At 70.7% G+C, this 23,305-nt stretch carries 25 protein-coding genes; 19 read left to right on the plus strand and 6 right to left on the minus strand.

All coding sequences use genetic code 11. The annotated features are described in order from the left end of the window. Positions 1 to 19: 19 nt before the first annotated feature. The gene (locus ACFRCG_RS26160) at positions 20 to 871 is read right to left on the minus strand and encodes a LysR family transcriptional regulator (protein ID WP_380035708.1); all 852 of its coding nucleotides are present in this window, start codon (positions 869 to 871) and stop codon (positions 20 to 22) included. Between the two features lie 95 nt (positions 872 to 966). Between ACFRCG_RS26160 and ACFRCG_RS26165 the strand changes: the two genes are divergently transcribed. The 3 genes from ACFRCG_RS26165 (at position 967) to ACFRCG_RS26175 (ending at position 2,668) form a co-directional block, all read left to right on the plus strand. Continuing rightward, positions 967 to 1,479 carry a cupin domain-containing protein gene (locus ACFRCG_RS26165; RefSeq protein ID WP_380035638.1) on the plus strand — a complete coding sequence of 171 codons (513 nt, stop codon included), beginning with the start codon at positions 967 to 969 and terminating at the stop codon, positions 1,477 to 1,479. 79 nt (positions 1,480 to 1,558) lie between these two features. Further along, complete coding sequence (locus ACFRCG_RS26170; protein WP_380035641.1) at positions 1,559 to 1,921, plus strand: DoxX family protein; 363 nt, start codon at positions 1,559 to 1,561, stop codon at positions 1,919 to 1,921. A gap of 228 nt (positions 1,922 to 2,149) precedes the next feature. Continuing rightward, the gene (locus ACFRCG_RS26175; RefSeq protein ID WP_380035644.1) at positions 2,150 to 2,668 is read left to right on the plus strand and encodes a hypothetical protein; all 519 of its coding nucleotides are present in this window, start codon (positions 2,150 to 2,152) and stop codon (positions 2,666 to 2,668) included. 204 nt (positions 2,669 to 2,872) lie between these two features. Here the strand turns inward: ACFRCG_RS26175 and vanX are convergent, their stop codons facing one another. The 4 genes from vanX to ACFRCG_RS26195 all read right to left on the minus strand — a co-directional run bounded on the left by vanX (position 2,873) and on the right by ACFRCG_RS26195 (position 6,839). Continuing rightward, positions 2,873 to 3,481: a D-Ala-D-Ala dipeptidase VanX gene (gene vanX / locus ACFRCG_RS26180; RefSeq protein WP_380035647.1), complete on the minus strand. Its 609-nt coding sequence runs from the start codon at positions 3,479 to 3,481 to the stop codon at positions 2,873 to 2,875. Continuing rightward, positions 3,478 to 4,518: a D-alanine--(R)-lactate ligase gene (gene vanA, locus ACFRCG_RS26185; RefSeq protein ID WP_380035650.1), complete on the minus strand. Its 1,041-nt coding sequence runs from the start codon at positions 4,516 to 4,518 to the stop codon at positions 3,478 to 3,480. Before vanA ends, vanX begins: the two co-directional genes overlap by 4 nt. After that, a complete protein-coding gene (locus ACFRCG_RS26190; protein WP_380035653.1) occupies positions 4,511 to 5,560 on the minus strand; it encodes a D-isomer specific 2-hydroxyacid dehydrogenase family protein in 1,050 nt (349 codons plus the stop codon). Before ACFRCG_RS26190 ends, vanA begins: the two co-directional genes overlap by 8 nt. 124 nt (positions 5,561 to 5,684) lie before the next feature. After that, positions 5,685 to 6,839, minus strand: coding sequence for a lipid II:glycine glycyltransferase FemX (locus ACFRCG_RS26195; RefSeq protein ID WP_380035655.1), 1,155 nt, complete (start codon positions 6,837 to 6,839; stop codon positions 5,685 to 5,687). Positions 6,840 to 6,996: 157 nt separating this feature from the next. On the opposite strand from ACFRCG_RS26195, the gene ACFRCG_RS26200 reads away from it, so the two are divergent. The 13 genes from ACFRCG_RS26200 (at position 6,997) to ACFRCG_RS26260 (ending at position 21,086) form a co-directional block, all read left to right on the plus strand. Next, positions 6,997 to 7,692, plus strand: a complete 696-nt coding sequence (locus ACFRCG_RS26200; RefSeq protein ID WP_380035657.1) for a response regulator transcription factor — start codon at positions 6,997 to 6,999, stop codon at positions 7,690 to 7,692. A 127-nt stretch (positions 7,693 to 7,819) separates the two neighbouring features. Beyond that, complete coding sequence (locus ACFRCG_RS26205) at positions 7,820 to 8,884, plus strand: sensor histidine kinase (protein ID WP_380035711.1); 1,065 nt, start codon at positions 7,820 to 7,822, stop codon at positions 8,882 to 8,884. Positions 8,885 to 9,116: 232 nt separating this feature from the next. After that, complete coding sequence (locus tag ACFRCG_RS26210; protein WP_380035660.1) at positions 9,117 to 10,133, plus strand: SMP-30/gluconolactonase/LRE family protein; 1,017 nt, start codon at positions 9,117 to 9,119, stop codon at positions 10,131 to 10,133. Positions 10,134 to 10,416: 283 nt separating this feature from the next. Continuing rightward, positions 10,417 to 10,806, plus strand: a complete 390-nt coding sequence (locus tag ACFRCG_RS26215) for a hypothetical protein (RefSeq protein WP_380035663.1) — start codon at positions 10,417 to 10,419, stop codon at positions 10,804 to 10,806. Between the two features lie 47 nt (positions 10,807 to 10,853). Next, a complete protein-coding gene (locus tag ACFRCG_RS26220; protein WP_380035666.1) occupies positions 10,854 to 11,060 on the plus strand; it encodes a hypothetical protein in 207 nt (68 codons plus the stop codon). A gap of 210 nt (positions 11,061 to 11,270) precedes the next feature. Then, a complete protein-coding gene (locus ACFRCG_RS26225) occupies positions 11,271 to 12,263 on the plus strand; it encodes an alpha/beta hydrolase (RefSeq protein ID WP_380035669.1) in 993 nt (330 codons plus the stop codon). A 182-nt stretch (positions 12,264 to 12,445) separates the two neighbouring features. Continuing rightward, entirely contained in the window at positions 12,446 to 13,327 is an 882-nt protein-coding gene (locus tag ACFRCG_RS26230) for a helix-turn-helix domain-containing protein (RefSeq protein ID WP_380035671.1), read from the plus strand. Next, complete coding sequence (locus ACFRCG_RS26235) at positions 13,324 to 14,217, plus strand: helix-turn-helix domain-containing protein (RefSeq protein ID WP_380035674.1); 894 nt, start codon at positions 13,324 to 13,326, stop codon at positions 14,215 to 14,217. Before ACFRCG_RS26230 ends, ACFRCG_RS26235 begins: the two co-directional genes overlap by 4 nt. Positions 14,218 to 14,371: 154 nt before the next feature. Then, positions 14,372 to 15,337, plus strand: a complete 966-nt coding sequence (locus ACFRCG_RS26240; RefSeq protein WP_380035676.1) for a helix-turn-helix domain-containing protein — start codon at positions 14,372 to 14,374, stop codon at positions 15,335 to 15,337. Positions 15,338 to 15,638: 301 nt separating this feature from the next. Next, the gene (locus ACFRCG_RS26245; RefSeq protein ID WP_380035679.1) at positions 15,639 to 18,383 is read left to right on the plus strand and encodes an AAA family ATPase; all 2,745 of its coding nucleotides are present in this window, start codon (positions 15,639 to 15,641) and stop codon (positions 18,381 to 18,383) included. Between the two features lie 171 nt (positions 18,384 to 18,554). Then, positions 18,555 to 19,526, plus strand: coding sequence for an alpha/beta hydrolase (locus tag ACFRCG_RS26250; protein WP_380035682.1), 972 nt, complete (start codon positions 18,555 to 18,557; stop codon positions 19,524 to 19,526). Positions 19,527 to 19,593: 67 nt separating this feature from the next. Next, entirely contained in the window at positions 19,594 to 20,316 is a 723-nt protein-coding gene (locus tag ACFRCG_RS26255) for an alpha/beta fold hydrolase (protein WP_380035685.1), read from the plus strand. A gap of 83 nt (positions 20,317 to 20,399) precedes the next feature. After that, complete coding sequence (locus ACFRCG_RS26260) at positions 20,400 to 21,086, plus strand: hypothetical protein (protein WP_380035688.1); 687 nt, start codon at positions 20,400 to 20,402, stop codon at positions 21,084 to 21,086. 76 nt (positions 21,087 to 21,162) lie between these two features. Here the strand turns inward: ACFRCG_RS26260 and ACFRCG_RS26265 are convergent, their stop codons facing one another. Further along, positions 21,163 to 21,903, minus strand: coding sequence for a class I SAM-dependent methyltransferase (locus ACFRCG_RS26265; RefSeq protein ID WP_380035691.1), 741 nt, complete (start codon positions 21,901 to 21,903; stop codon positions 21,163 to 21,165). Positions 21,904 to 22,042: 139 nt separating this feature from the next. Between ACFRCG_RS26265 and ACFRCG_RS26270 the strand changes: the two genes are divergently transcribed. The 3 genes from ACFRCG_RS26270 (at position 22,043) to ACFRCG_RS26280 (ending at position 23,232) form a co-directional block, all read left to right on the plus strand. Beyond that, the gene (locus ACFRCG_RS26270; RefSeq protein ID WP_380035694.1) at positions 22,043 to 22,369 is read left to right on the plus strand and encodes a hypothetical protein; all 327 of its coding nucleotides are present in this window, start codon (positions 22,043 to 22,045) and stop codon (positions 22,367 to 22,369) included. Positions 22,370 to 22,516: 147 nt separating this feature from the next. Continuing rightward, positions 22,517 to 22,915, plus strand: coding sequence for an ATP-binding protein (locus ACFRCG_RS26275; RefSeq protein WP_380035696.1), 399 nt, complete (start codon positions 22,517 to 22,519; stop codon positions 22,913 to 22,915). Positions 22,916 to 23,061: 146 nt separating this feature from the next. Continuing rightward, a complete protein-coding gene (locus ACFRCG_RS26280) occupies positions 23,062 to 23,232 on the plus strand; it encodes a DUF5670 family protein (RefSeq protein ID WP_078981957.1) in 171 nt (56 codons plus the stop codon). The last annotated feature ends 73 nt before the right edge of the window (positions 23,233 to 23,305 follow it).

Consider the following 23,305-nt stretch of genomic DNA (forward strand, 5'->3'; position numbering starts at 1 on the left):
GGGCCGTGGTCGCGCGCGCTCAGCGGCGGTACGCCGCCGTCGCGATCGCGACGAAGGAGCGGATCAACGGGTTGCTGTCGCCCTCGTTCCACACCGCGACCACCCGGCTCGGCGCCATGTCGACCAGCGGAACCACGCTCAGGTTCTCGGGGAGCACGTTCTCCACCAGGCCGTGTCCCAGCGGAGCCAGACCGACGGTGCTGTTCCAGAGCACGGCCTGCACACATTCCTGGACGACGCGCACCACCGGACCCTCGCGCGCCTCGCCGCCGTTCCAGTACGACTGCCAGATCGGATCGGTGCCCGGTGGGAACCGGAACCAGCGGCGGTCGGCCAGATCGGCGATCTCCAGACGGTCGCGTCGGGTCAGCGGATCGTCGGCGCGCAGTACCGCACCGACCGGATCCGCGCGCAACTCGCGCAGCGTCAAGGCCGTCTCGTCGAACGGCGCACGCGTCAGGGCCACATCGACCAGCCCGGCACGCAGCCCACAGGTCGGATCGGTCAGATCCGCGTCGCGGACACGGATGTCGACACCGGGATGACTGCGGCGGAAGGCGGTGGCCAGCCTGATGATGCCGGGATCGCTACTGTCCCCCAGGATGCCCACGGTGATCCCCGCCAGGCCGGCCGCCGTCGCCACGCGCACGCGCAGGAGGTCGGCCTGCCCGAGCAGGGCCCGCGCCTCGTCGAGCAGTATCGCCCCCACCGGCGTGAGTGTGACCCCGCCGGGCGAGCGGGCGAACAGCGCGGCCCCGACCTCGATCTCCAACCGCTTGATCGCCCGACTCAGCGGCGGCTGGCTCATGTGCAGCCGAGCCGCGGCCCGGCCGAAGTGGAGTTCTTCGGCGACCGCCACGAAGTAGCGCAGGGTACGTAGCTCCACGCTGCAACGATACCCGTACGGTATCGGCGCGCCGGAATGGGTCTTGGACAGCGGCCGAGCCCCGGCGGTGCACTTGGAGCATGTCCTACGAGAGCACATCCGCTGAAGCGAAATCCGGTGAACCCCAGGCCGCCCACCCCGGTGTCTCGGTGGTCGGCCCCGACGACGGCGAGGTGATCGTCATGGCCACCACACGCATGCGAGTCCTCGAGGACGGCAGCCACACGGAGCACCGGCTCGGGGTCACCGAATCCGTCCTCGCCCCGCACACCTCGGGGCCGCCGCAACACCGCCATGCCCTGCACGACGAGGGCTTCTACATCGTCTCGGGCACGCTGGTGTTCACCATCGGGGACACGCGGCACGAGGCGACCGCGGGCACACTCGTGGTCGTCCCGCGCGGAGCCCCGCACACCTTCGCCAACCCGACCGACCAACCCGCCGTCCTGCTCAGCATGTTCACCCCCGACCTCTACGTGCAGTACTTCCGAGACCTCCAGGCGCTGACCGCGGACGGCGGACCGCCGGCGCCACGGGCCGGCCTGGAGACGATGAGCCGCTACGCCACCGTGGCCACCACCGACTTCGCCTGAAGCCGGTGGCGCGGCCCCGCACCACCGGCCGCCCCGGAGCCGGCGGGTCACCCCCATGTGGTGGCCCCGAACGGAGATCATGAACATCGCCTATTGGATCGTTGCCGGCCTGCTCGCCTCCTTCTACCTCTACGCGGGTGGGCTCAAAATGGTCCGCGGCCCCGACCAGCTCCGGCCGATGATGGCCTGGGTGGACCGGATACCACTGCCCGCCGTCAGGGCACTGGGAACGGTCGAAGTACTGGGCGCGGTCGGCCTGCTCCTCCCGCCGGCAACCGGCATCGCCCCCTGGTCGGCCCTGGCCGCGGCCGTCGGGTTCACCCTCCTGCAAACAGGGGCGATCGCCGTCCACCTGACCGGCGAAGACCGCCGGATCATTCTCAACATCGGGCTTGTCACCGCTGCCGCCGCGACCGTCTGGCTCGCCACCGCTCAGTTGTGATCGAGCGCAATCCCCGCCCGTCCGAGACCACTTCGCCGGGCGGGGGTTGCAACCATCGGGGACCGAGGACACGTAGGCGGGCCGGACGCCGTGCGGGGACGGGGACGTTCGCCCATTGTGGTGAATCCTGGCGAGCGGCGGAGGGGTTGTCGTGCCGATGGGGGGAGGAAGTCCTCGCCACGGTGCGCGATTCCGCGCGCCGGTCCCACGACGAACGCGGGGTACGCAGTGACAAGTGCCGACCGTACGAGTCTCGACCGCCGGAGCGCGTTGCGCCTGACCTCGGCCGCCGCGGTCGGCACGGGCCTGGCCGTCGGGGCCGGGGGTGCCGCCGGAGCCGCACCGTCCCGGGCCGGGAAGTTCACCCTGACCGGCAAGCGGTCGGGCGCGAACATCCCGAACATCCTGACACCGGGCGCCGGATACTTCGTGCACTACGACCTGACCGACGCCGACGGTAGGGCGGCGGGCACGGAAAGCGCGTTCACCGTCCCCGTGACGGTCGGGCCGGACGGCTCCTTCGTCGTCTCGAACCTGGTCCTGAGCCTGAACGGCGGCCTGATCACCGCCGCTTCCGGATTCCCGCGCCCGCTGCCGTCGGTCACCGAAATCGCACTGGCCTACACGCCGTGGTCACACGTCTTCGCGGTCACCGGCGGCACCGGCACCTACATCGCCGCCACCGGCACGATCACGATCGAACACCCGACCAGGGACGACGACCGCCTGACGATCGACCTGACCTGACCTGACCCGACCCGAACTCGGCCGCGGCCGCGGCCGCATGGCGGATGCTCGCCGTCCTGCCGCCCTACGTCGGGATCGTCGCGGCCACGGAATGGGCAACGGCCGCCGGCGCGGTCGTCGCGGCGAACTCCGGCGGTTCGGGGACGACCGTCACCGGTCTCGCGAACCGCCGGACGTTCGGCGTGGCCGTCGGGGGCTTCCCGACTACGCGATGGGGAAATCGAAATAGGTGTCCGGGTAGGGCTCGTCCTTCAGCGTGTAGTGCCACCATTCACAGTCGTACGCGCTGAACCCGGCGGCCTCCATGATGGAGCGGAGGTATTGCCGGTTGGTCGTTTCGACCGGCGTGATCCCCCGTGCTCCATGGTGCGAGATCGGGTCCATCAGGTCGTGGTGGCCGCCCATCGGAGCCAGATCGCCGGTATCCAGGTGGTAGAGCGTCAGGTCGACGGTACTGCCGCGACTGTGGCCCGACTTGGCGGCGACATACCCCTTTTCGAACATCTCGGCTCTGTCGATATTCGGATAGTGTCGCGCCTTCGTCCGACCGTCCTCCGCCTGGGTCGACCAGCTCACGAATCGGTCGACCGCGCGCTGGGGACGGTAACCGTCCCACAGAAGCAGGTCGAACCCGACCGACGCGGCCTCTTCCCGCGCTCTTTTCAGCGCCGCGCACAAGGCCCTCGTGCCGACGATGCGATTGGCCGGATACCCGTCCACCGGCTTGCCGACGAAGTTGTCCCAGGTGGCGTACTTGGCGTCCCACCGCACCCCGGGGATCAGTTCGTCGACGAAGGCGAAGTCGTCGTTCATCGATTCTTTCCTTCGATCGCCAACGACACCAGCCGATCGATCACTTCGGACAACGGGAATCCGGCGGCTGCCATCATGCGCGGATAACGGCTGTACGAGGTGAGCCCGGGGAGGGTGTTGACCTCGTTGAGGACCACGTTTCCGGTCGGCGTGAGGAACATGTCCACGCGGGCCAGCCCCCTGCATCCGAGGGCGCGATAGATGGCCTTGGCCGTTTCCTGGACGCGAGCGCGCGACTTGGCCGGGATGTCGGCGGGCACGATCGGTGTCGAATTGTCGGAGCCTCTTTCGGGCGCCGCCTCCTGGTGGATCTTGAAGAATCCGTGCGACAGCGCGATACGGTCCACTTCGCCGGTGATCAATTCCGGGTCGTTGCCCAATATCGCGCAGCCGACCTCGCTGCCGACGACGGCCTCTTCGATCAGGATCTTCGAGTCGTATCCACGTGCCGCGGCAATCGCATCGGCCAGCTCTTCCGGCCGGGACACCTTGCCGACCCCGAACGACGATCCGGAACGGGCCGGCTTCACGAACGCGGGGTAGGAAATCCCGTCGGCGTCGACCTTCTCGTCCGCCGTGACGGTGATGAAATTCGGCGTGTCGATTCCCGCGCCCGCGGCGATGGCGTAGGCAAGGGATTTGTCCATGCACAGCGCGGAGCTTTGGACGTCGCAACCCGCATAGGGTATTCCGGAGAGCTCCAGCAGACCCTGCGGCGCGCCGTCTTCGCCGAGCCTGCCGTGCAGCACGGGCAACACGACATCCAGGCGGATCGTCTCGTAGCGACCCGACTCCAGGAGAAGCAGTCCGTGCACGCTCGGGTCCGGTGCCAGTACGACCGGACGGCAATTGCCGTCCGCCCAGTCCGTATCGGGACCGTCACACAGTTTCCAGGCGCCGTCCTTCGTGATCCCGATCCAGAAGGGCAGATACTTTTCCGGGTCCATGTTGCGCGCGACCAGCTGCGCCGATTTGACGGAGATGGGGTGCTCTTCGCAGCTGCCCCCGAATATGATCCCGATTCTTGTCTCAGCCACGCTGATCTCCGCTCTCGAATTTCAGGCAGTTGACGATGGAGTTTTCGACCGTGTCCCGGAGGGCGTGATCCGTGTAATAGGCGGTATGCGGGCTGACCAGTGCGTTCGGAAGCTCGTGCAGCCGCAGCAACGACTTGCTTTCGACACTCTTGTCCCGGCGGTCGGCGTAGAAGATTCCTTCCTCTCCTTCGAGGACGTCCAGCGCCGCGCCGCCCAATTCGCCGCGCTCCAGCGCCGCGATCAGGGCCTCGGTTTCGATCAGTGCGCCGCGTCCGGTGTTGACGATGAAGGCACCGTTCCTCATGCGCCCGATGCGTCGGCCGTCGATGAGGTGGTGGGTGTCCGCGGTGAGCGGAGTATGCAGCGTCACGATGTCGCTCACGCGCAGCAGTTCGTCGAGGTCGACATAATCCGCCGCGAGTCTGGGGGTGGTGTCGTGGGCCACTATCCGACAGCCGAAGCCCCGCAATCTGTCCACGACGGCCGCGCCGATGCGCCCCGTTCCCACCACCCCGACGGTCAGGTCACGCAACTCCTTCCCACGCACGTCGTTGAGTGAGTAGTCGTGCGCGTCCGCACGGCGGATGATGGATCGGGCATTTCGCAATGCCATCAGGATGAGCATCAGCGTGTAGTCGGCCACACTGTCGGGAGAATAGAAGACGTTGCCGACCGTGATCCCGACGCTCTCCGCGTATTTCACATCGATGTGGTCGTATCCGATGCTTCGTGTGGAGATATACGCCACGCCGACCCGGCTGAGCGCGAGGAGGGTGGCGTCGGCGATGCGCGTCTTGTGGCCGACGCTGATGCAGCGGTTCCCCGAGGCCAGCTCGATATTGGCCTCGGATGGCGCTGCCGCGGTGATGGTCGGCACGATGTCGAAGCGGGGTGACATTTCCCGGAACAAAGCGGCCTCGTCCCGCTCACAACCATAGATCGTGATTCCCGTGGTTCGGGAAACGGAGGAGGAAGCCGAGGACGAGGACGCCGCGGATCCGGTGCGACGGGCCTCGGTTCCTGTCGGATCGCGATAACTCATGCCACCCAGTAAAGGCGGCGTGGCGTTGTCGGAACGTATGCGGGTTTCGATATGCCGACGCTATGTTACCCACGGGTATTTCTGTGGGAACGGCAAATCCGGGTGGTTCGGCGCGAACGCGGCGTCATCGCCCGCGACGCCTCATGTACAGGTCGAAGGCCCGGTAGACCATCGGTCGCAGGGGCAGGTCCCACTCGCCGACGTACCGCACCGCCCGACCGCCGGTGCCGACCTTGAACCGGATCAGGCCCACGTGCGGATCGTCGGCATCGAGGGTGGGAGTGATGCCGCGCAGGTCGTAGACGTCGCAGCCGGCCGCCAGCGAGTCGCGGATCATCGCCCACTGGCACGCGTTGGAACCGCGCACCTCGCGCTTGGCGGTGGAGGACGCGCCGTACGAGTACCACGCGTGCGCACCGACGCGGACCAGGATGGTCGCGGCGACCGGGTCGCCCTCGTGCCGAGCCACGTAGAGCCTGATCCGCTCCGGATCCTCCGCGCTCATCGCCGCGAACATGCTCTCGAAGTAGCGCAACGGCCGCGGAATGAAGCGGTCGCGTTCGGCGGTGTGCACGTAGAGGTCGTGGAACGCCGCCAGGTCCGTGTCGATCGTGACCTCGACGCCCTCCTTCTCGGCCTTCCTGATGTTGCGACGCCAGAGCTGGTTCATGCCCCCGAGCACGTCGTCCTCGGTCCTGCCGGCCAGCGGAATCTCGTACTTGAACTGCGGCTGACCGAGCCCGAACCCGTCCTCCGGGCTCTGCGGCAACCATCCGGCGTCCCGGAGCCGGCCGCTCACATGGGCGCCGACCGGGTCGGGCGAGCGACCGGGGATGTCGGTGAGCCGCCGGATGCCCGGATCGGCGGCGCCCTCCTTGACCTGTTCCGCGCTCCAGGTGTCCACGCGCACCGGCGGGCACAGCCGGATCGCGAACGCCCCGCGCGCCTTGAGGTGGGCCGCCAGCGGGTCGAGCCAGGCGTCGATGTCACCGGTCCAGTCGATGGTCGGCCCCTCGGGCAGATAGGCGAGCGTGTACCGCTCCAGCCGCGGCACCGGACGGTGCAGCACGAGCCCGGCGCCGACCAGCCGCGGACCGTCGTACCAGCCGACCGATTCGCTGCGCCACTCGGTCTTGACGCGGCCCCACGCCGGAGTCTGGAGGAAGCTGACCGAGCGCCGCGCCCGCACGAACGCCAGGTGCTCGTTCGCACCGATCGAGGCGACGGTCAAACGTGCTCCCGCGGCCGGGGAGTCGCGGCGGGGTGCGGTTCGGCTCATCGGTGCATCGCCCCCGCGTCGGCCCGGTCGGACGGGGAGGTACACGGCGGTGTCGGCTCACGGTAGGACATCGCGCCAGTGAAGGCGACGTGCCGTTGCCGGTACGTATGCGCTTTTCGATAGGCCGACGATATGCGGCGCCTCGTAGCATCGGGGCATGCGTGTGCTGATCGTCGAGGACGAGCCCTACATGGCCGAGGCCATCCGCGACGGCCTGCGCCTGGAGGCGATCGCGGCCGACATCGCCGGAGACGGCGACGCCGCCCTGGAGTTGCTGAGCATCAACAGCTACCACATCGCCATCCTCGACCGGGACATCCCCGGGCCTTCCGGCGACGAGATCGCCACCCGCATCATCGCCTCCGGCAGCGGCATGCCCATCCTCATGCTCACCGCCGCCGACCGCATCGACGACAAGATCACCGGGTTCGAACTCGGCGCCGACGACTACCTGACGAAGCCGTTCGAGCTGCGCGAACTCGTGCTCAGGCTCAGGGCCCTGGACCGCAGACGGGCACACAGCCGGCCCCCGGTGCGCGAGCTCGCGGGTGTGCGACTGGACCCCTTTCGTCGGGAGGTCTACCGCGACGGGCGCTATGTGGCGCTGACGAGGAAGCAGTTCGCCGTGCTCGAGGTCCTCGTCGCCGCCGAGGGCGGGGTCGTCAGCGCCGAGGAACTCCTGGCGCGGGCATGGGACGAGAACGCCGACCCGTTCACCAACGCGGTACGCATCACGGTCTCGGCCCTGCGCAAACGGCTCGGCGAACCCTGGATCATCCTCACCGTACCCGGCGTCGGCTATCGCATCGATACCCAACCGGAGCACGCTCGCGAGGGCCACGACCGTGCATAGGGCGTCCGTACAACCCCTGGGCAAGGCGCCTCCGCCGGCCGTGCACAGCACACCCGAGCAGCCGCCGGAGCGGGCTCCCGGGCTGAGCGCCCGCCTCAAACTCACCCTCAGCTACGCCGGCTTCCTCATGCTGGCCGGCTTCCTGCTGCTCATCGTGCTGTGGTGGTCCATCTGGCGTTATGTGCCCTACAAGCCGATCAGGGACAGCGACGGTATGGTCCCCCGGCACGGTCGCATGATCTTTCTGCGCACCTTCATGCCGGTCGCGACCACGATCATGAGCTTCCTGTTGGTGTTCGGTCTGGTGGGCGGATGGATTCTCGCCGGCCGCATGCTCGCCCCGCTCACCCGCATCACGGACGCCACGCGCAAGGCCGCCGACGGGTCGCTCTCCCACCGGATCCGGTTGCCGGGCCGCAAGGACGAGTTCCGCGAACTCGCCGACACCTTCGACGCGATGCTCGCCCGGCTCGAGGAACACGTCGCCGAACAGCGAAGATTCGCCGCCAACGCCTCGCACGAACTGCGCACCCCGCTGGCGATCTCGCAAACGCTGCTCGACGTGGCCCGCAACAATCCGACCCACGACCACGGCGAACTCGTCGCCCGCCTGCACGCCGTCAACGCCCGGGCGATCGAACTCACCGAGGCGCTGCTCGTGCTCAGCCGCACCGACCAGGGCTCCGTCACCCGCGAACCCGTCGACCTGTCGCTCCTGGTCGAGGAAGCCGCCGAAACACTGCTCCCGCTCGCCGAGAAACGCGGTGTCACCATCGATGCCTCCGGCGAGATCACCCCCACCGTCGGGTCGCCGGCACTCCTGCTCCAGATGACGACGAACCTCGTCCACAACGCCATCGTGCACAACCTGCCCGAACAGGGCGTCGTGTGGGTCGAGACCGCGGTGCGCGCGAACACCGTGGTGCTCACGGTCGAGAACAGCGGCGAGGTGCTTTCCGCACAGCTGGTCTCCACCCTCACCGAACCGTTCCAGCGCGGGACCGAACGCATCCGCAACGACCACGCGGGCGTCGGCCTGGGGCTGGCGATCGTCAAGAGCATCGTCCGGGTACACGACGGATCCCTCGTCATCACCCCACGCCCCTGGGGCGGACTGCGCATCACCGTCGAGCTGCCCACCGGGACGCGCGTGTCCGTCCCGAGGGCACGGCATGCGGGCGCGACACCGTGAGCGGGCCCGCCGAGGCCGCCGTCCCCGCGGTGTACGTGAAAGAGTGCGAATCGCACGCGTAGGTGGCCGGTCGGGGCGACGACGCGACGATCGGAAGGAGCCGCCTCGACTCCGCCGGGCCGTCGGAAAGGTGCCGGCGCGTGCCGTCGTCCGTCACCCATCGCCCCGCCCCCGGCCCCGAATCCGGGCGTCTTCCGTCGAACATCGCCGACCCCCCGCCAGGGAGCCCACCATGACCGCGACCCGCCGGCTCATCTCGCCCCGCCGCTGGGCCCCTCCCCCGGCCCCGGCCGACCGTGGACGCACACACGTCACCGGCCGCTTCGTCGTCGGCCGCCGCATCGCGACCGGCGGTCACGGTCCCGAGGACGTGATCTTCGACGAGCGGGGCCGATTGCTCGCCGGCCTCGACGACGGCACCGTCGTGCGCATCGATCCCGCCACCGGCGCCCGCACGGTGCTCGGGAACACCGGAGGCCGTCCGCTGGGGCTCGAACCCTCCGCCGACGGCGGCGTCCTGGTGTGCGACCACGATCGGGGGCTGCTGCGCGTGTCCGCCGACGGATCGGTCGAAGTGCTCGTCGACACGGTCGAGGACCGGCCGCTCACCTTCGCGAGCAACGTGGTGGAAGGCCCGGACGGGACCGTCTGGTTCACGGTGTCCACGCGCCGCTGGGACCTGGAACACCACCTCGGCGACTTCCTGGAGCACTCCTGTACCGGCCTGCTCGTCCGCCGCGACCGCGACGGCACCGTCACCGTGCTCCGCGACGACCTCAAGTTCGCCAACGGCCTCGTCCTCGCGCCGGATGCCTCCCACCTGCTCGTGGCCGAGACCAGCGGCTACCGGGTGAGCCGCTACCGACTCACCGGCCCGAACGCCGGCGGCATGGAGCCCTTCGTCGACAACCTCCCCGGCCTGCCCGACAACATGAGCCTGGGCCGGGACGGACTGGTGTGGGTGTCGATCGTGGCACCCCGAAACGCGCTGCTGGACCGGTTGTTGCCGCTGCCGGGCTTCCTTCGGCTGCTGGTGTGGAACCTCCCCGAGGCGATCCGCCCCGAGGCCGCCCCCATCGCCTGGGTGATGGCGTTCGACCTCGACGGCCGCCTCGTGCACGACTTGCGCACGGACGACGGTTCGTACGCCTTCGTGACCGGCGTCGCCGAACACGACGGAACACTGGTCGCGGGCAGCCTGCGCCAGGACGACATCGTCGTCCTGGCCCGCACACCCCCGGCCGGGTGACGAGCCACCGAAGGACGGACGGAACACGCGGACACCGGGCCGGCCCTCGGGGCAACCGCCGCGAATCGGCCGCCGCTTGGCGCCGAGTCCCGGAAACCTCCCAGATCCGTGGGATTTCGCTGCCCGGGCACAACGGCGAGGATGACGACAGCGCGTTTCGAACCGGGTGCGGTCGGTGGCCGGCCACCCCCACCGGTTCGGTGGATCGCGCCGTCCAAGCACGTCCCGATCCGTCGGGACGCGGCGCCACTCGCACTCCGCACGAGATGGGACGAACACGCAGATGAGACGCAGCGTAACGATTCTCCGCGAACGAACCGACCCGGCGCCCGCTTCCAGGGGTCGCGCCGGACTGGTTCGCCTGGTCGCGATCGGCGCACTCTCCCTCGGCACCCTGGGCGTGGGCGTCGCGTCGGCCTCCGCCGCCGTCGAGGCTCCGGCCGGCACCGACCCCAACGTCGCCGCCGCCTACCGGTGCGATGTCGTGTACACCACCGCCTACTACTCCTGGATCACCACCGGCCACAGCCACATCGACTCCATGCTGCACGCCGAGCGGAGCTACACGGCCTGCGACGCCCAGCGCCGGGTGTACCTCGTCCGTCCCGGCGATCTCCGTCCCGACAAGCCGATCGTCATCGACCCGAGCCTGCTCACCCCGGTCCGACCGTAGCCGCACCACCGGTACCGATCCTCCCACCAGAAAAGCGAGTTGATCCCATGAAGATCCGTAGCATCGCCACCGCCATCGCCGGCGCGGCCGTCCTGGCCCCGGTGCTCGTACTGACCGCCGGCTCCGCGGCACACGCGAACCCGCCCTACGCGCACTCCAAGCTGGAGCGGTGCACCATCGACTGGAACAACAACTACTGGTCCGGCGGCGAGGCCTTCGCCCGCGGCCAGTGGAAGGCGTGCATGGCCGGGTAACCCTCTCCCCAGGGCGCCGGTCGCGGCCCACCGTGGGTTGCGGGCGGCGCTCGTCGGGGGTGGTCCGCGGTCGGTGGAGAAATCTGTGCACGGAGCGGCACGTGTTGCCCCGGAGGAGCGGCCCTCGCACCGGGTCCGCTCCGTAGGGTGGGGATCGGAAGCCGCACCCGTCGGTCGAGAGGCCGCGGGCATGCCGAAGCAGGAGTCTCCGTGGACCACGAACCCCAACCCGGACGGGAACCGGTCGTGCTCGAACCCTTGGTGCGCGCGTTCGTGGACGAGCACCGGCGCGTGGCCTCGACCGGGAAGGACGGAGGGCGCTCGACCGCGCGGCCCGACGATCGCCTCCCGGGACGGCACCCGGAGACGTCCGGCCTCACGTCCGACATCCCGTCCGGCACCCACGCCGCGGACCCCGACGTCGAGGAGGCGAGGCTGACGGTACCCGTCGCGCGTGACGATCGTCAGGTCGTCCGCGTCCTGCGCCCCGTCGACGCCGACGAGCCACTGCCGGTGATCCTGTATGTACCCGGCCCGTCCCGGACGCGGACCGACGCTCCCCCGCAGCGGGCGTTCGAGCGCGACCTCGTGCTCGGCGCGGATGCCGCGGTCGTCGTCCTCGACCCGCCGCACCCCCACGACGAGCGCCATCCCGCCGCGGTGGAGCGTCTGCACACGATTGCCTCGTGGCTCTTCGAACACGGCGCGGACGCGGGACTCGACCCGCGTCGCGTCGCCGCCGTCGGCGTGTCCACCGGGGCGAACCTGGTGGCCGGCCTGACCCTGGCCACCAAGCGCCACGGCGGTGCGCCGTTGCTTCAGCAGGTGCTGATCTGCCCGACCACCGACGCGTCCGCCTCGGCCTCGACGTCGTGGTATGCCGAGTTCGTGGACGGCTACGTGCCCGGTTCCGGGCTCAGCGACGAGAGCACCGTGTCACCGCTGTGCGCCGGTGTCGACGAACTGGCGGACCTGCCTCCCGCACTGATCCTCGTCGCGGAGGCCGACGTCCTGCGCGACGAGGGCGAAGCGTACGCCGCCAGGCTGCGAACCGCCGGTGTCCCCGTGGTCTCGCTGCGCTACCACGGGACGATTCACGCCTTCGTCGCCCTCGACGCGCTGCGTGACAGCCACGCCTCCCGGGCGGCGCGCGTCCAGGTCGTCGACACGCTGCACGTCGCCTTGCACGCCTGGCGCGGTTGACCGGCCCGACGACGGAATCGGCCCGCTCGTGTCGACGCGATGTCGGGCGTAGGTCGATCGACCCGACCCCGCGCGTGAGTCAGTTGACCTAACGTCACCCGTGGACACCGCGTCACGATCATCGAGCGGCCGGTCCAGCGCCGTACGACGGCGACTTGGGCGGAGTGACGATGCGGTCTGTCATGGTGACGGAACCCTCGCGGGCCGAGGCGACGTCCGGGTCGTCGGCCGACCGCTCCGCACTGCGGGCCCGCACGGTATGCCTCCTGGACGGGGACGCACTCCCCGATCTCGGGGGTGCGGCGAACGCGGACGCCCGCGCGGACACGATCGTGGTCGTGATCCCGATCTCCGGATCGATCGCCGTGTCCACCGACGACCGCGACGACGTTCTCTCGACGGGCGCCCTCCTCGTCGTCGACGGCCGGCGCCCGTCGACGTTCGCCTCCGCGGGAGCCAGCGAACTGGCACTCGTGGCGTTCGCCCGGGGACTGCTGACCGAGCCGGACCCGGCCATCGGGCGAGCGGCCGGACGTGTCCTCGACGCCGAGCGCGGCACCGCCGCCCTCGTCTCGTCCGCCCTGGTGTCCCTGTGCCGAACCTCGGGGTCCGACGTACCGCTCGACCGGATGAGCCATCACGTGGCGGACCTCGTCTCGACGCTGATCGCGGAACTCGCCGAGAACCCGCGGCCGGCTCGTGCCGACGAACTGATGGCCGACATCCGCTGGTACGTCAACTGCCACCTCGGCGACCCGGGGCTGAGCCCCGAGAGCATCGCGGCGGCGCACTACGTATCCGTCCGCTATCTGCACAAGCTCTTCGAGGGGGAAGGCGTCACCCTCGCCCGCTGGATCCAACGGCGTCGTCTGCACGAGTGCCGCCGGGAACTCGGGCGTACCGGCCGGAACACGGTGAAGGTCGCCACCGTCGCCCAGCGCTGGGGCTTCGCCAATCCGGCGCATTTCAGCCGGGCCTTTCGCACCGCCTTCGGTGTCTCCCCCCGGGACTGGCGCGAGTCGCGCACCACGGGGCACGAGGCCGAGGCGGGGAGCGACAGGTGAGCGTCACCGACCGGGCGTCGTTGCCACGTGTGGTCCGCACGAACAGGCTCGGCTACCTCCGGGTCGCGACGATCGAGGCGGACCCGGGCACGCCGCACACGGTTCGCACGCGCTTCGCGGACCGGGCCGACCCGTACCTCGGCGTCGGGCTCCAGGAACTCGGCACCTCCAGGGTGGCCCAGGACGGACACGGATCGCTCGTGCGCCCGGGCGAACTCTTCGTCGTCGACACGGACAGGACGTTCACCCTCGAACCCGAGAGCCACGTGCGCGTGCACGCGTTCCGTGTGCCCCGCCGGGCCGTGGCCATCGCCGACCGTGACCTGCGCGCCGTCACCGCGCGGGCCATCGTCCCGGGCACCGGGGTCTCCGCCGTGGTCAAGGCCGTGCTGACCTCGCTGGCGTGTTCGCCGGATCCCTTCGCACCGGCGGTGGGCGAGAGAGTGGCGGGCAACGTCACGGAGCTGCTGGCGAGCCTGATCACCGAGCTGGCTCCGTCGGCGACGCCCGCGCCGTCCTCGGTGTCGGGCGAACTCACGCTTCGTATACGGGAGTACATCGACGCGAACCTCGGCGATCCCGACCTCACTCCGGAGCGCGTCGCGCGGGCGCAGCGCATCTCGCCGCGCTACCTCCATCGGGTGTTCGAGTCCGAGGACACCACCGTGGGCAGGCTGATCCAGCGCCGCCGTCTGGAGGAGTGCGCTCGCGAACTCGCCAGGCGCGGACGCAGCAGCCCCACCGTGGCGGCGGTCGCCCAACGTTGGGGCTTCGTCAGCCCGGCCCACTTCAGCCGGGCCTTCCGCGCTACGTACGGCGTCTCCCCGACGGAGTGGCGCGACCGGGGGCGGGGACCGCACCCGGCGCTCCCCGCCCGTCAACCATCCTGACGACGGCCATGGGGTCCGGGTCCCGGTCGGCGAAGTGCCACCGCGGCCGCCGGCTCGCGGCGGATACGACCGTAACCTGGTGCCCGAGAGCCGACGCGCCCGTGCGTAAGCGACGGGCGCGCCCCGAACGATCGCGGCCCGGTGAGGAGGCGGTGTGGACATCCTGCTGGAAGCCACGTTCGACGACGAACGCGACGCCCGTGAGCGCCTCGAAGCCGCGTTTCGCCGATCCCTCGGGCCGGTCGGGGTCACGGTTCCGCGCGGGCGTCGGGTCGAAGCCGTCTTCACCGGCACCCGGATCGGATACGCACGCGTCCTCACCGTCGCGTCGAGCGGCCTGGGGTTCGGCCGCGGCACCCGAATGACGCACCGTCACCCACTCGGGGCGGTGACCGTCGCCCTCCAGCGTCAGGGCGTCGCGTCCGTCGCGCAGGACGGCCGTGACACCGTGCTCCGGGGCGGTCAGGCCGCCCTCGTCGACATGCGCCGTCCCTTCGCCGTCCGCCAGTTCGACGACTTCACGATGAACCTCGTGCGGTTGCCGCACGACGTCGTCGCCCGGCTCGGCGGAGCGTTGGAAGACGCGACGGGTCGGGTGATCGCGCCCGGATCGGGTGTCGGCGGGATCTTCGTCGACTTCGTCGCACGGCTCGCCGACGTCTGCGTCCAGGTCTCCGCCGGGATCGGCGAGCGTCTCGCCGGCCACACCGCGGAACTGCTGGCGACCGTCCTCGAAGAGGGGTGCCGGGCCGACGTCGCACGAACCGATGCCGCACGCCCACGGGTACACCTCGTCGACCAGGTCCTCGGCTACATCGACGCCCACCTCGGCGACCCCGGACTGTCCCCGGAGGCCATCGCGGCACAGCAGCACATCACGGTGGACCACCTCCACCGACTCTTCGACGGGCAGGGCGCCTCGCTCGGCCGGATCATCCAGCGGCGGCGTGTCGACGCGTGCGTGCGCGAACTCGACCGGGGTGCCGCCGTGCGCCCGCGACTCACCGAGGTGGCGCGTCACTGGGGGTTCGCCGACACGGCGCACTTCACGCAGGCGTTCGCGGCCGTGCACGGCACACCGTTCGAAACGCGCCGCGCCCGGCCGCTCGCGACGGGGTAGCTCCGCGACGCGGACGGGACGCACACGTTCTCGGGCCGGGTCGATCCGATCCGGTGGGGCGGAGCAACCCGGTGGGGCGGGGTACTACAGTGGACCGGCGACGGAGCGGTTGGGATCGGGGACTCCTCCGATGCTCGTGCGGAGCCTCGGCGCCGCCCCTACGGGGTGGTGCGCCCGGGGGACGCCCGTCGCGTCGACGCGGGCGGGCACCGTACCGCGTGATCGTGGGCCGCCTGCGGTCGGCCGCACACCACCGTCCCGGCCGGCCGAGGGCGCGAAACGATGACTAGGGAGACGGGCAGTGGACGGCCGGGAGCGAAGCGCCCACGACCTCGTGGGTCGCGAGCGCGAGAAGGCGCTGCTCGCCCGGAGTCTGCACGAGGTCCGGGTCGACCGCAGAGGCACCGGGGTCCTGCTGCGCGGAGACGCCGGCATCGGCAAGACCGCCCTGCTCGCGTGGGCGGAGACCCAGGCCCGGCAGATCGGCTTCACCGTGTTGCGTGCCGTCGGGTCCGAGGCGGAACAGGGACTGGCCTTCGGGGCACTGCACCAGGTCCTGTGGCCTCTCCTCGACGGCGGCGACGACATACCGGAGCACGCCGACGACCTGTACCGGGCGCTGGGACTGCGCGAAGGCATGCCGCCCGGCGGTTTCGCGGTGGGCGCGGCGGCCCTGCGGATGCTCGCCGACGCCGCTCGTTCGGGGCCGCTCGTCCTCCTGCTCGACGACCTGCAGTGGGTGGACGCGTCCAGCGCGACGGTGTTCGCGTTCCTGCGTCGGCGCGTCACCGACCTGCCGGTGCTCATCGTGGGCGCCGTGCGTTCCGAGGCGGACGCGGACGCCGACGCGCACGACGGTTGGCCGGCCGACCCCGTCGAGGTGGGCGCGCTGCCCCACGCGGATGCGGGAGAGCTGTTGCGGCGACGCTACCCGGCCATGGTCGCCACGGCGGCGAACCGGGTGCTGGACGCCGCCGACGGCAATCCGCTCGCCGTGGTCGAACTGCCGCTCCAGCTCGAGGAGGGCCACGTCGACGGGCTCCTTCCGATGCCCGAGATGTTGCCCCTGGGTCGACGCCTGGAACGCCTGTTCGCCGGCCGGATCGACTCGCTGCCACCCGACGCCCTCCGTGTCCTGCTGCTCAGCGCGCTGTGCGACGGCACCGCGGCGGGCAACACCGGCGCATGGCTGCGCGCCGTATCGGGCGACGACGCGGAACGCACGCTCGCGCACATCGAGGCGAGCGGTCTGGCCCGACTCGACGAGTCGAAGGCGCTGGTCTTTCGCCACCCGCTGGTGCGCAGCGCGGTGATCGCCGCCGCCCCGGGCCACGACCTGCGTGCGGCACACCGGACAATCGCCGAAACGCTGCTGCCCGACGATCCGCGGCGCCTGGTGCACGAGGCCGCCGCGGCACTTCTCCCGGACGAGGACCTGGCCGCGCGCCTCGAACACGCGGGTCGCCGGCTCGCGCGCCGAGGCGGAGACGCCGAAGGCGCGCTGCTCCTGGACCGCGCCGCCGCACTGAGCCTGGCGCCCGACCGGCGGGCCCGACGGTTGACGTGGGCCGCCGTCATGGCCGCGCGCGGAGGCCGACTGTGCCACACGGCGCAGCTCGTCGACGAGCTGAAGCAGGGACCGGTCCCCGCCGACATCGCCCCGCTGTTCGGCTACGCGGTGGTGTACGTCGATCAAAGTCACCGCATCGACTTCGAGTCGTCCTTCACGCTGCTGCCCGAGGTGCTGCGGGCGTTGGCGCAACCTGGCGCGGACTCGTTCGGTGGCCTGGCCGAGCAGGTGTGTTTCAAGCTGCTGCTCGCCACGTCCCTCACGAACGACCCGCGGGGATGGGAGGCCCTCGACCGCCGGCTCGCGATGGCGTCGCCCCTGGGTCGGCTGTGCTACCGCGCGTGGGTGGACCCGCCCCGTACCGCGCACGGCGTGGCCGAGGAACTGCGGCAGCTGCTGACGGACATGAGCGACGAGCAGGCCGCGGGGGACGGCTGGCTCGCCCTGTGGACGGCGTCCGCGGTCGACGCCGCCGACGCGGACCTGCGGCGTCGGTTCACCGGCCGGCACGGCTACGCCACCCAGGGCTCGCTCGCGAAGGCCGAGCGCTATCAGGACTTCCTGCGCGGGAACTGGGACACGGCCGAGCTGTGCCTGCGGGAGGCGGAGGCGGCCGACGACGTCGGCTATCGCAACAACGCGTTGTTGTTCCGCTTCTACTACGCGCATTTCCTCGCGGGTCGAGGCGCCGAGGCGGAGCTGCGCGAGGTCGACCGGTGGATCCGGCCCGTCGCGGCGACCGCGCGGATGCGCTTCGTCCTGGACAACCTCACCCGTCTCCGCGGCCTGGCCGCGTTGGGTCACGGCCGGTACGAGGAGGCGTACGCGCATCTGACCGAACTCACCGAGCCGGGTGTGCTGCCGCGCGGCATGCCGTGGTTCCATCTCGTCTTCTTCGACTTCGTCGAGGCGGCGGTACGCACCGGCCGGCTCGCGGAGGCGCGTGCGCACGTGGCGGCCGGCGAAGCCGCCCGGATGGACAAGATCTCCGACCACCACGCCTTCCTGCTCGCCGCGGCCGCCGCGTCGACCGCGCCGGACCAGGTCGCGGACGCGCGCTTTCGGGACGCGTACGCGGTGCCCGGTGCCGCGCAGTGGGTATTCGACATGGCGCGTCTGCGCCTCGCGCACGGCTCGTGGCTGCGTCGTCGGCACCGCGCCGAGGCCCGGGAGGTGCTGCGCGAGGCCCATCACACGTTCCGTCGGCTCCGCGCCGACTCGTGGCGGGAACTGGCCGAACAGGAACTGCGTGCCGCCGGCGACCCGGTCGGCGCGGTCCAGGGCTCGAACATCCCGCTGAGCGCGCAGGAACTGCGCATCGCGCGACTGGCCGCGCAGGGACTGTCCAACAAGGACATCGGACAGCGGCTGCAACTCTCGCCGCGCACGGTCTCGGCTCACCTGTACCGGATTTTCCCCAAGCTCGGGATCACCTCCCGGGCGGCCATCGGCCGGGCGCTGGGAAGCGAGGCCTGAGGCACCGGCGCACCACCGCCCGCGGTTTGCGTGCGTTGTGAGGTCGAACCCGGTGCACGGACGGTCAATCTCCGGCGTCTTCGCGGTTCTAGCGTGAGGATCGACGGCCCCGCAGATCTCCGTGTCTGGTCCGGAGGGGTCGGAACCTCACATGGAACCCAGGAGTTTCGCATGTCCGACGTTGTGGAGCCGGTACGGCCGGTGCTGGAGCCGGCGGCCGCCGCGTTCGCCGAAGCGACCGCCAATCCGCCCTACCTGTTCGACCTGCCGCCCGCCGAGGGGCGCAAGACCGTCGACGAGGTGCAGTCCGGCGAGATCGACAAGCCGCGGATCGACGAGGAATGGATCACCGTCTCCGGCGGCCCGACGGGCAGCGTGCGCGCCCGCGTCGTGCGCCCCGCCGGGGTGCAGGGGATCCTGCCGGTGATCCTCTACATCCACGGCGCGGGCTGGGTGTTCGGCAACGCCCACACCCACGACCGCCTCGTACGCGAACTCGCCGTCGGCGCGAACGCCGCCGTGGTCTTCCCCGAATACGACCTCTCCCCCGAGGCCCGCTACCCGGTCGCCATCGAGCAGAACTACGCGGTCGCGCAATGGATCGTGCGGCAGGGCGGGTCCAAGAACCTGGACGGCTCGCGGCTGGCCGTCGCCGGCGACTCCGTCGGCGGCAACATGACCGCCGCGCTGACCCTGATGGCCAAGGAACGCGGCGACGTCCCGCTCGTGCAGCAGGTGTTGTTCTACCCGGTCACCGACGCGAACTTCGACACCCCGTCGTACCACCGGTTCGCCGAGGGCTACTTCCTGCGCCGCGACGGCATGCAGTGGTTCTGGGACCAGTACACGACCGATCCCGCGCAGCGCGCGCAGATCACCGCCTCCCCGCTGCGGGCCGGCATCGACCAGCTCACCGGTCTGCCGCCGGCCCTGGTCATCACCGGCGAGGCCGACGTGCTGCGCGACGAAGGCGAGGCGTACGCCAACAAGCTGCGCGAAGCCGGCGTCCCCGTCACCGCCGTCCGCTTCCAGGGCATCATCCACGACTTCGTCATGCTCAACGCCCTCCGCGGGACGCACGCCGCCCAGGCGGCCATCACGCTGGCCGCCGGCACCTTGCGCACGGCGCTGCACAGCGGCTGACCCCGCGCTCGACGTCGACCTCCGACAACCTCCGCCGGCCCCCGACAACAGGGAGAACAACCCGAACATGACCACGAATCCCACCCCCACAGCCGTGCTCGTGCACGGGGCCTTCGCGGACGCCGCCAGTTGGACCGGGGTCATCGCGGAACTGCAAAACCACGGCATCCCGGTGCTCGCGCCACCGAACCCGCTGCGCGGCCTGGCGTCGGACGCCGCGTACATCGCGTCCGTGGTTGCTCGGATCGACGGTCCGGTGGTGCTCGTCGGCCACTCCTACGGCGGTGCGGTCATCTCCGTGGCAGGCGCTGCGGACAACGTCGTCGGGCTGGTGTACGTAGCGGCCTACGTCACCGAAGAGGGCGAGAGCCTGGGCGAGTTGCAGGGCCGCTTCCCCCTGTCGCCGCTCGTCGACAACCTGAAGGAGGCGACGTACCCCACGGAGGGGGCGGAGCCCGCCGTCGAAGTCACCATCGAGGCCGCGGCGTTCCCGGACATCTTCGCCGCCGACGTCCCGGCCGCCACCACCAGGGTCCTCGCGGTGGCGCAGCGTCCGCTGGCCACCTCGGCATTCACGGAGACGGCCTCGGCCGCCGCGTGGAAGACCAAGCCCTCCTGGGCGCTCGTGGCCGGCGCGGACCAGGCGATCAACCCCGAGGTCCAGCGCTTCGGAGCCGAGCGGGCCGGGGCGACGATCGTCGAGATCGAGGGCGCCTCGCACGCCGTGGCCGTGTCCCGGCCCAAGGAGGTCGCCGAGCTGATCCGCGAGGCGGTACGGGCGACCGGCTGACGAGGCGACGGCCGTGCGCGGGCACTCCTCACATGGTGAGCGCCCGCGCGCGGCTGTCGGCAGCTGGTACTACGGTTCGGCGCATGCGATGCGAATACCTGCAATGGGACGACGCCGTGGCCCTGTTCGAGCGCCGGGGGTTGCCGAAGAGCACGTACGAGAACCTGCACGAGGAGGAGTACATCCTGGTGCCGGGCCCCTCCACGGTGACCGGGGAACTTCCGCTGGACGAGCACGAGCGCACGCCGTGGGCAAAGGGTGCGCCCGACGCGGCGACCGGATACATCATCGACGGCGACTTGACCGTCGACGGCGCCATAGTCGACATCGACGCCGGTGACGCGGCGCTGATCGTCCTGGGGAATCTGCGGGCAGGGGACATCTACCTGGCGGGCGACACGAAACTGATAGTCCTCGGCGACGTGACCGCCGACTCCGTCACCGGCGACATGACCGACAAACTCGTGATGATCCACGGCGACCTACGCGCGACCGTGTCGATCTTCCGCAACGAGTTCTGCCCCGATCTGATCGGCGGCACCCTGTACGGCAGGACCCTCGCCCCCGCCTACCTGGACCTCGCCGCCGAGGACATCGGCGGCCTCGTCGACCCGACCCCCGACGCCCCGCTCGCCGACCTCCTGGTCCCCGAACTCCTTATCACCGGTACACCGGAACCCGACGACTTCGCCGACATCGGCGTCCGCGGCCCCCTCCTCCGCGAACGTATCCTCGCCGGACTCCCCCTCACCAGGAGCAGCGAGCGCTGACGGCGCTCGCTCGTCCTCGCCGTGACGGGTACCGAGGGCTTCGGCCGGTCGACACGCGATCTCGACCGGCTTCCCGTCACAACGAGGGGAGTTCGGCTCGGTAGCACTCGGTCGCATAGGGCATCCGCGTCGGGCGCTCCGCGTCGAGCAACGCGCGGATCCGTGACAACAACTCCTCCCGCGCTGCGGGCTCCAGCGTGATCACGTAGCTGCGGGAGGCCACCATGTCCACGATCTCCGCGGCCGACACCGGATGACTCCAGCGGAAGTCCTGCCGCTCGACGGGTCCGAACGGCGGGCCCACGTCCTCCACTTGCCGGGCATTCGTCGGTGCCGCCGCGCAGTCGCGCAGGATGCGGTCGAGTTCCGCCACCCAAGGCACCGACACATCACGGAAGTTCCACACCAGGCCCAGTCGCCCGCCCGGGCGCAGCACCCGGGCGGCTTCCGGGACGGCTCGCTCCGGGTTCACCCAGTGCCAGGCCTGCGCACACACCAGGACGTCCACGCTCGAATCCGGAAGCGGGATCGATTCCCCGGTCCCGTCCAGAACCCGCACGTCGGGAAGCACGTGCGAGAACTGCTCGCGCATCCCGGCGGAGGGCTCCACCGCCACGACCTCCCGGCCCGCGGCCCGTAGCGCCCGGGTCAGCTTGCCCGTACCCGCACCGACGTCGACCACGGTTCGCGCGTCCTGGGGCACCAGCCAGGCCACCGCCTCGGGCGGGTAGGGCGGGCGGCCACGCTCGTAGGCGTCCGCCGCGGCCCCGAACGAGCGCGCCCGACGAAATTTCTCCCGCTCCTCGGCTCCCGTCATGCCCGGCATCCTGCCAGGTACCGTCCGGCGCGCCCGTCACAATCGTGTGACAGCGCGTAACAGGATTGTGGCGGTGCGTCCTGCGGCGGAGGACATGCCGATACTCGGTCGTACCAGTGGGCACTCGCGAGGGGGCGGCATGACGCAGCTCGACAGGGTCGACAACACACTGTGCGCCACCGGGCGGCACGTCTTCGCCGGACAGCGGGGCCGGCATCCCGGGAGCGTCGGGTGGTGGGCGGTGCTGCGGGCCGGCGGGTGGGGCCTCGTGACGATCGCCATCGCGTGCGTGATCACCTCCGTCGCCTACAGTCCGATGATGGCCGTCGCGGTCCTGGGCGTCATCGCGGGCGCGATGGTGGTCTGCTTCGCGTGGAACCTGCTGCGCGGGCACCGGGGCGGATGCGCCGCGAGGCGGTCGGTACGCGCGGTGCTGTGCGCATACGAGGGCGCCTCCCTGCCGTGACACGCGGCGACGGACCCCGAGGGGCCCCGCGACACGACGGCGGCCGACGAAGGGGGATGGAGGCCGTGCGTCCCGGGCAGTTGGGATCGTCGTTTGTGGGCAGGGATGCTCCGTCCCTCGACGCCGAGGCCACCGCCGGAGATCGACATGGTCGACGAACCGCCCGCATCACCCCACCTTCGCGAGACGATCCGCTGGAACGTGCCGCCCGAACCGGGCGCCTTACGCCTGGTGCGTCACGCGGTCCGCGACACCCTCACCGCCTGGGGCTGGGCCCACGAACGCATCCACGCCGCCGTGTGGGTGACCTCCGAACTCGTCGGCAACGCCCTGCGCCACACCGACGCCGGCGCCGTGCTCACCCTGACCCCCATCCCCCACGGCGTACGCCTGACCGTCACCGACACGTCCCCTCACCCGCCGGTTCGCCGTACCCCCGGCCCCGGCGGCGGGCACGGGCTGCGTGTCCTCGACGCCCTCGCCCCCGGGTGGACCGTCGAACACCACCCGCGTGGCAAGAGCATCCATGCCGACATCCGCGCCTGACGCCCTGCGGCACCGACCCGCCCGGCCACCGGGCCGACGAGGCGGAGCGAACGCCCGATCCTTTCCGGGAATGGCCGCGCGAAACGCACCGATTCCAGGGAATGCGCCCTCTCGGGCGGGGCAGACGTGGGGCGGAGGTAAAAACAATGATTCCCCTTTTGGTCGTCCTGCTTCTCGCTCTGATTCTTTTCGGCGCCGGCTTCGCGCTCCAGGCCCTGTGGTGGATTGCCGTCATCGTCCTGGTCGTTTGGGCCCTGGGCTTCATATTCCGCTCCGCGGGCACCGGTGGCCGGCGCGGCCGATGGTACCGCTGGTAAACCCGGACAACGACACACTTTCCCACCGTGTCACGGACAGGGTGGGGTGTGGTCGACCCCGACTCATCGGGGT

Origin of the sequence: Embleya sp. NPDC056575 (assembly GCF_042793325.1) — a bacterium.
In the GTDB taxonomy this organism is placed as follows: Bacteria; Actinomycetota; Actinomycetes; order Streptomycetales; family Streptomycetaceae; genus Embleya.

What these genes read in the sequence shown, in the direction of transcription:
- ACFRCG_RS26165 (WP_380035638.1), top strand. Translation starts at nt 967, where the DNA reads ATGTCCTACGAGAGCACATCCGCTGAAGCGAAATCCGGTGAACCCCAG.
- ACFRCG_RS26170 (WP_380035641.1), top strand. Translation starts at nt 1,559, where the DNA reads ATGAACATCGCCTATTGGATCGTTGCCGGCCTGCTCGCCTCCTTCTAC.
- vanX (WP_380035647.1), bottom strand. Translation starts at nt 3,481, where the DNA reads ATGAACGACGACTTCGCCTTCGTCGACGAACTGATCCCCGGGGTGCGG.
- ACFRCG_RS26190 (WP_380035653.1), bottom strand. Translation starts at nt 5,560, where the DNA reads ATGAGTTATCGCGATCCGACAGGAACCGAGGCCCGTCGCACCGGATCC.
- ACFRCG_RS26195 (WP_380035655.1), bottom strand. Translation starts at nt 6,839, where the DNA reads ATGAGCCGAACCGCACCCCGCCGCGACTCCCCGGCCGCGGGAGCACGT.
- ACFRCG_RS26200 (WP_380035657.1), top strand. Translation starts at nt 6,997, where the DNA reads ATGCGTGTGCTGATCGTCGAGGACGAGCCCTACATGGCCGAGGCCATC.
- ACFRCG_RS26205 (WP_380035711.1), top strand. Translation starts at nt 7,820, where the DNA reads ATGCTGGCCGGCTTCCTGCTGCTCATCGTGCTGTGGTGGTCCATCTGG.
- ACFRCG_RS26210 (WP_380035660.1), top strand. Translation starts at nt 9,117, where the DNA reads ATGACCGCGACCCGCCGGCTCATCTCGCCCCGCCGCTGGGCCCCTCCC.
- ACFRCG_RS26215 (WP_380035663.1), top strand. Translation starts at nt 10,417, where the DNA reads ATGAGACGCAGCGTAACGATTCTCCGCGAACGAACCGACCCGGCGCCC.
- ACFRCG_RS26220 (WP_380035666.1), top strand. Translation starts at nt 10,854, where the DNA reads ATGAAGATCCGTAGCATCGCCACCGCCATCGCCGGCGCGGCCGTCCTG.
- ACFRCG_RS26230 (WP_380035671.1), top strand. Translation starts at nt 12,446, where the DNA reads ATGGTGACGGAACCCTCGCGGGCCGAGGCGACGTCCGGGTCGTCGGCC.
- ACFRCG_RS26250 (WP_380035682.1), top strand. Translation starts at nt 18,555, where the DNA reads ATGTCCGACGTTGTGGAGCCGGTACGGCCGGTGCTGGAGCCGGCGGCC.
- ACFRCG_RS26255 (WP_380035685.1), top strand. Translation starts at nt 19,594, where the DNA reads ATGACCACGAATCCCACCCCCACAGCCGTGCTCGTGCACGGGGCCTTC.
- ACFRCG_RS26260 (WP_380035688.1), top strand. Translation starts at nt 20,400, where the DNA reads ATGCGATGCGAATACCTGCAATGGGACGACGCCGTGGCCCTGTTCGAG.
- ACFRCG_RS26265 (WP_380035691.1), bottom strand. Translation starts at nt 21,903, where the DNA reads ATGACGGGAGCCGAGGAGCGGGAGAAATTTCGTCGGGCGCGCTCGTTC.
- ACFRCG_RS26270 (WP_380035694.1), top strand. Translation starts at nt 22,043, where the DNA reads ATGACGCAGCTCGACAGGGTCGACAACACACTGTGCGCCACCGGGCGG.
- ACFRCG_RS26275 (WP_380035696.1), top strand. Translation starts at nt 22,517, where the DNA reads ATGGTCGACGAACCGCCCGCATCACCCCACCTTCGCGAGACGATCCGC.
- ACFRCG_RS26280 (WP_078981957.1), top strand. Translation starts at nt 23,062, where the DNA reads ATGATTCCCCTTTTGGTCGTCCTGCTTCTCGCTCTGATTCTTTTCGGC.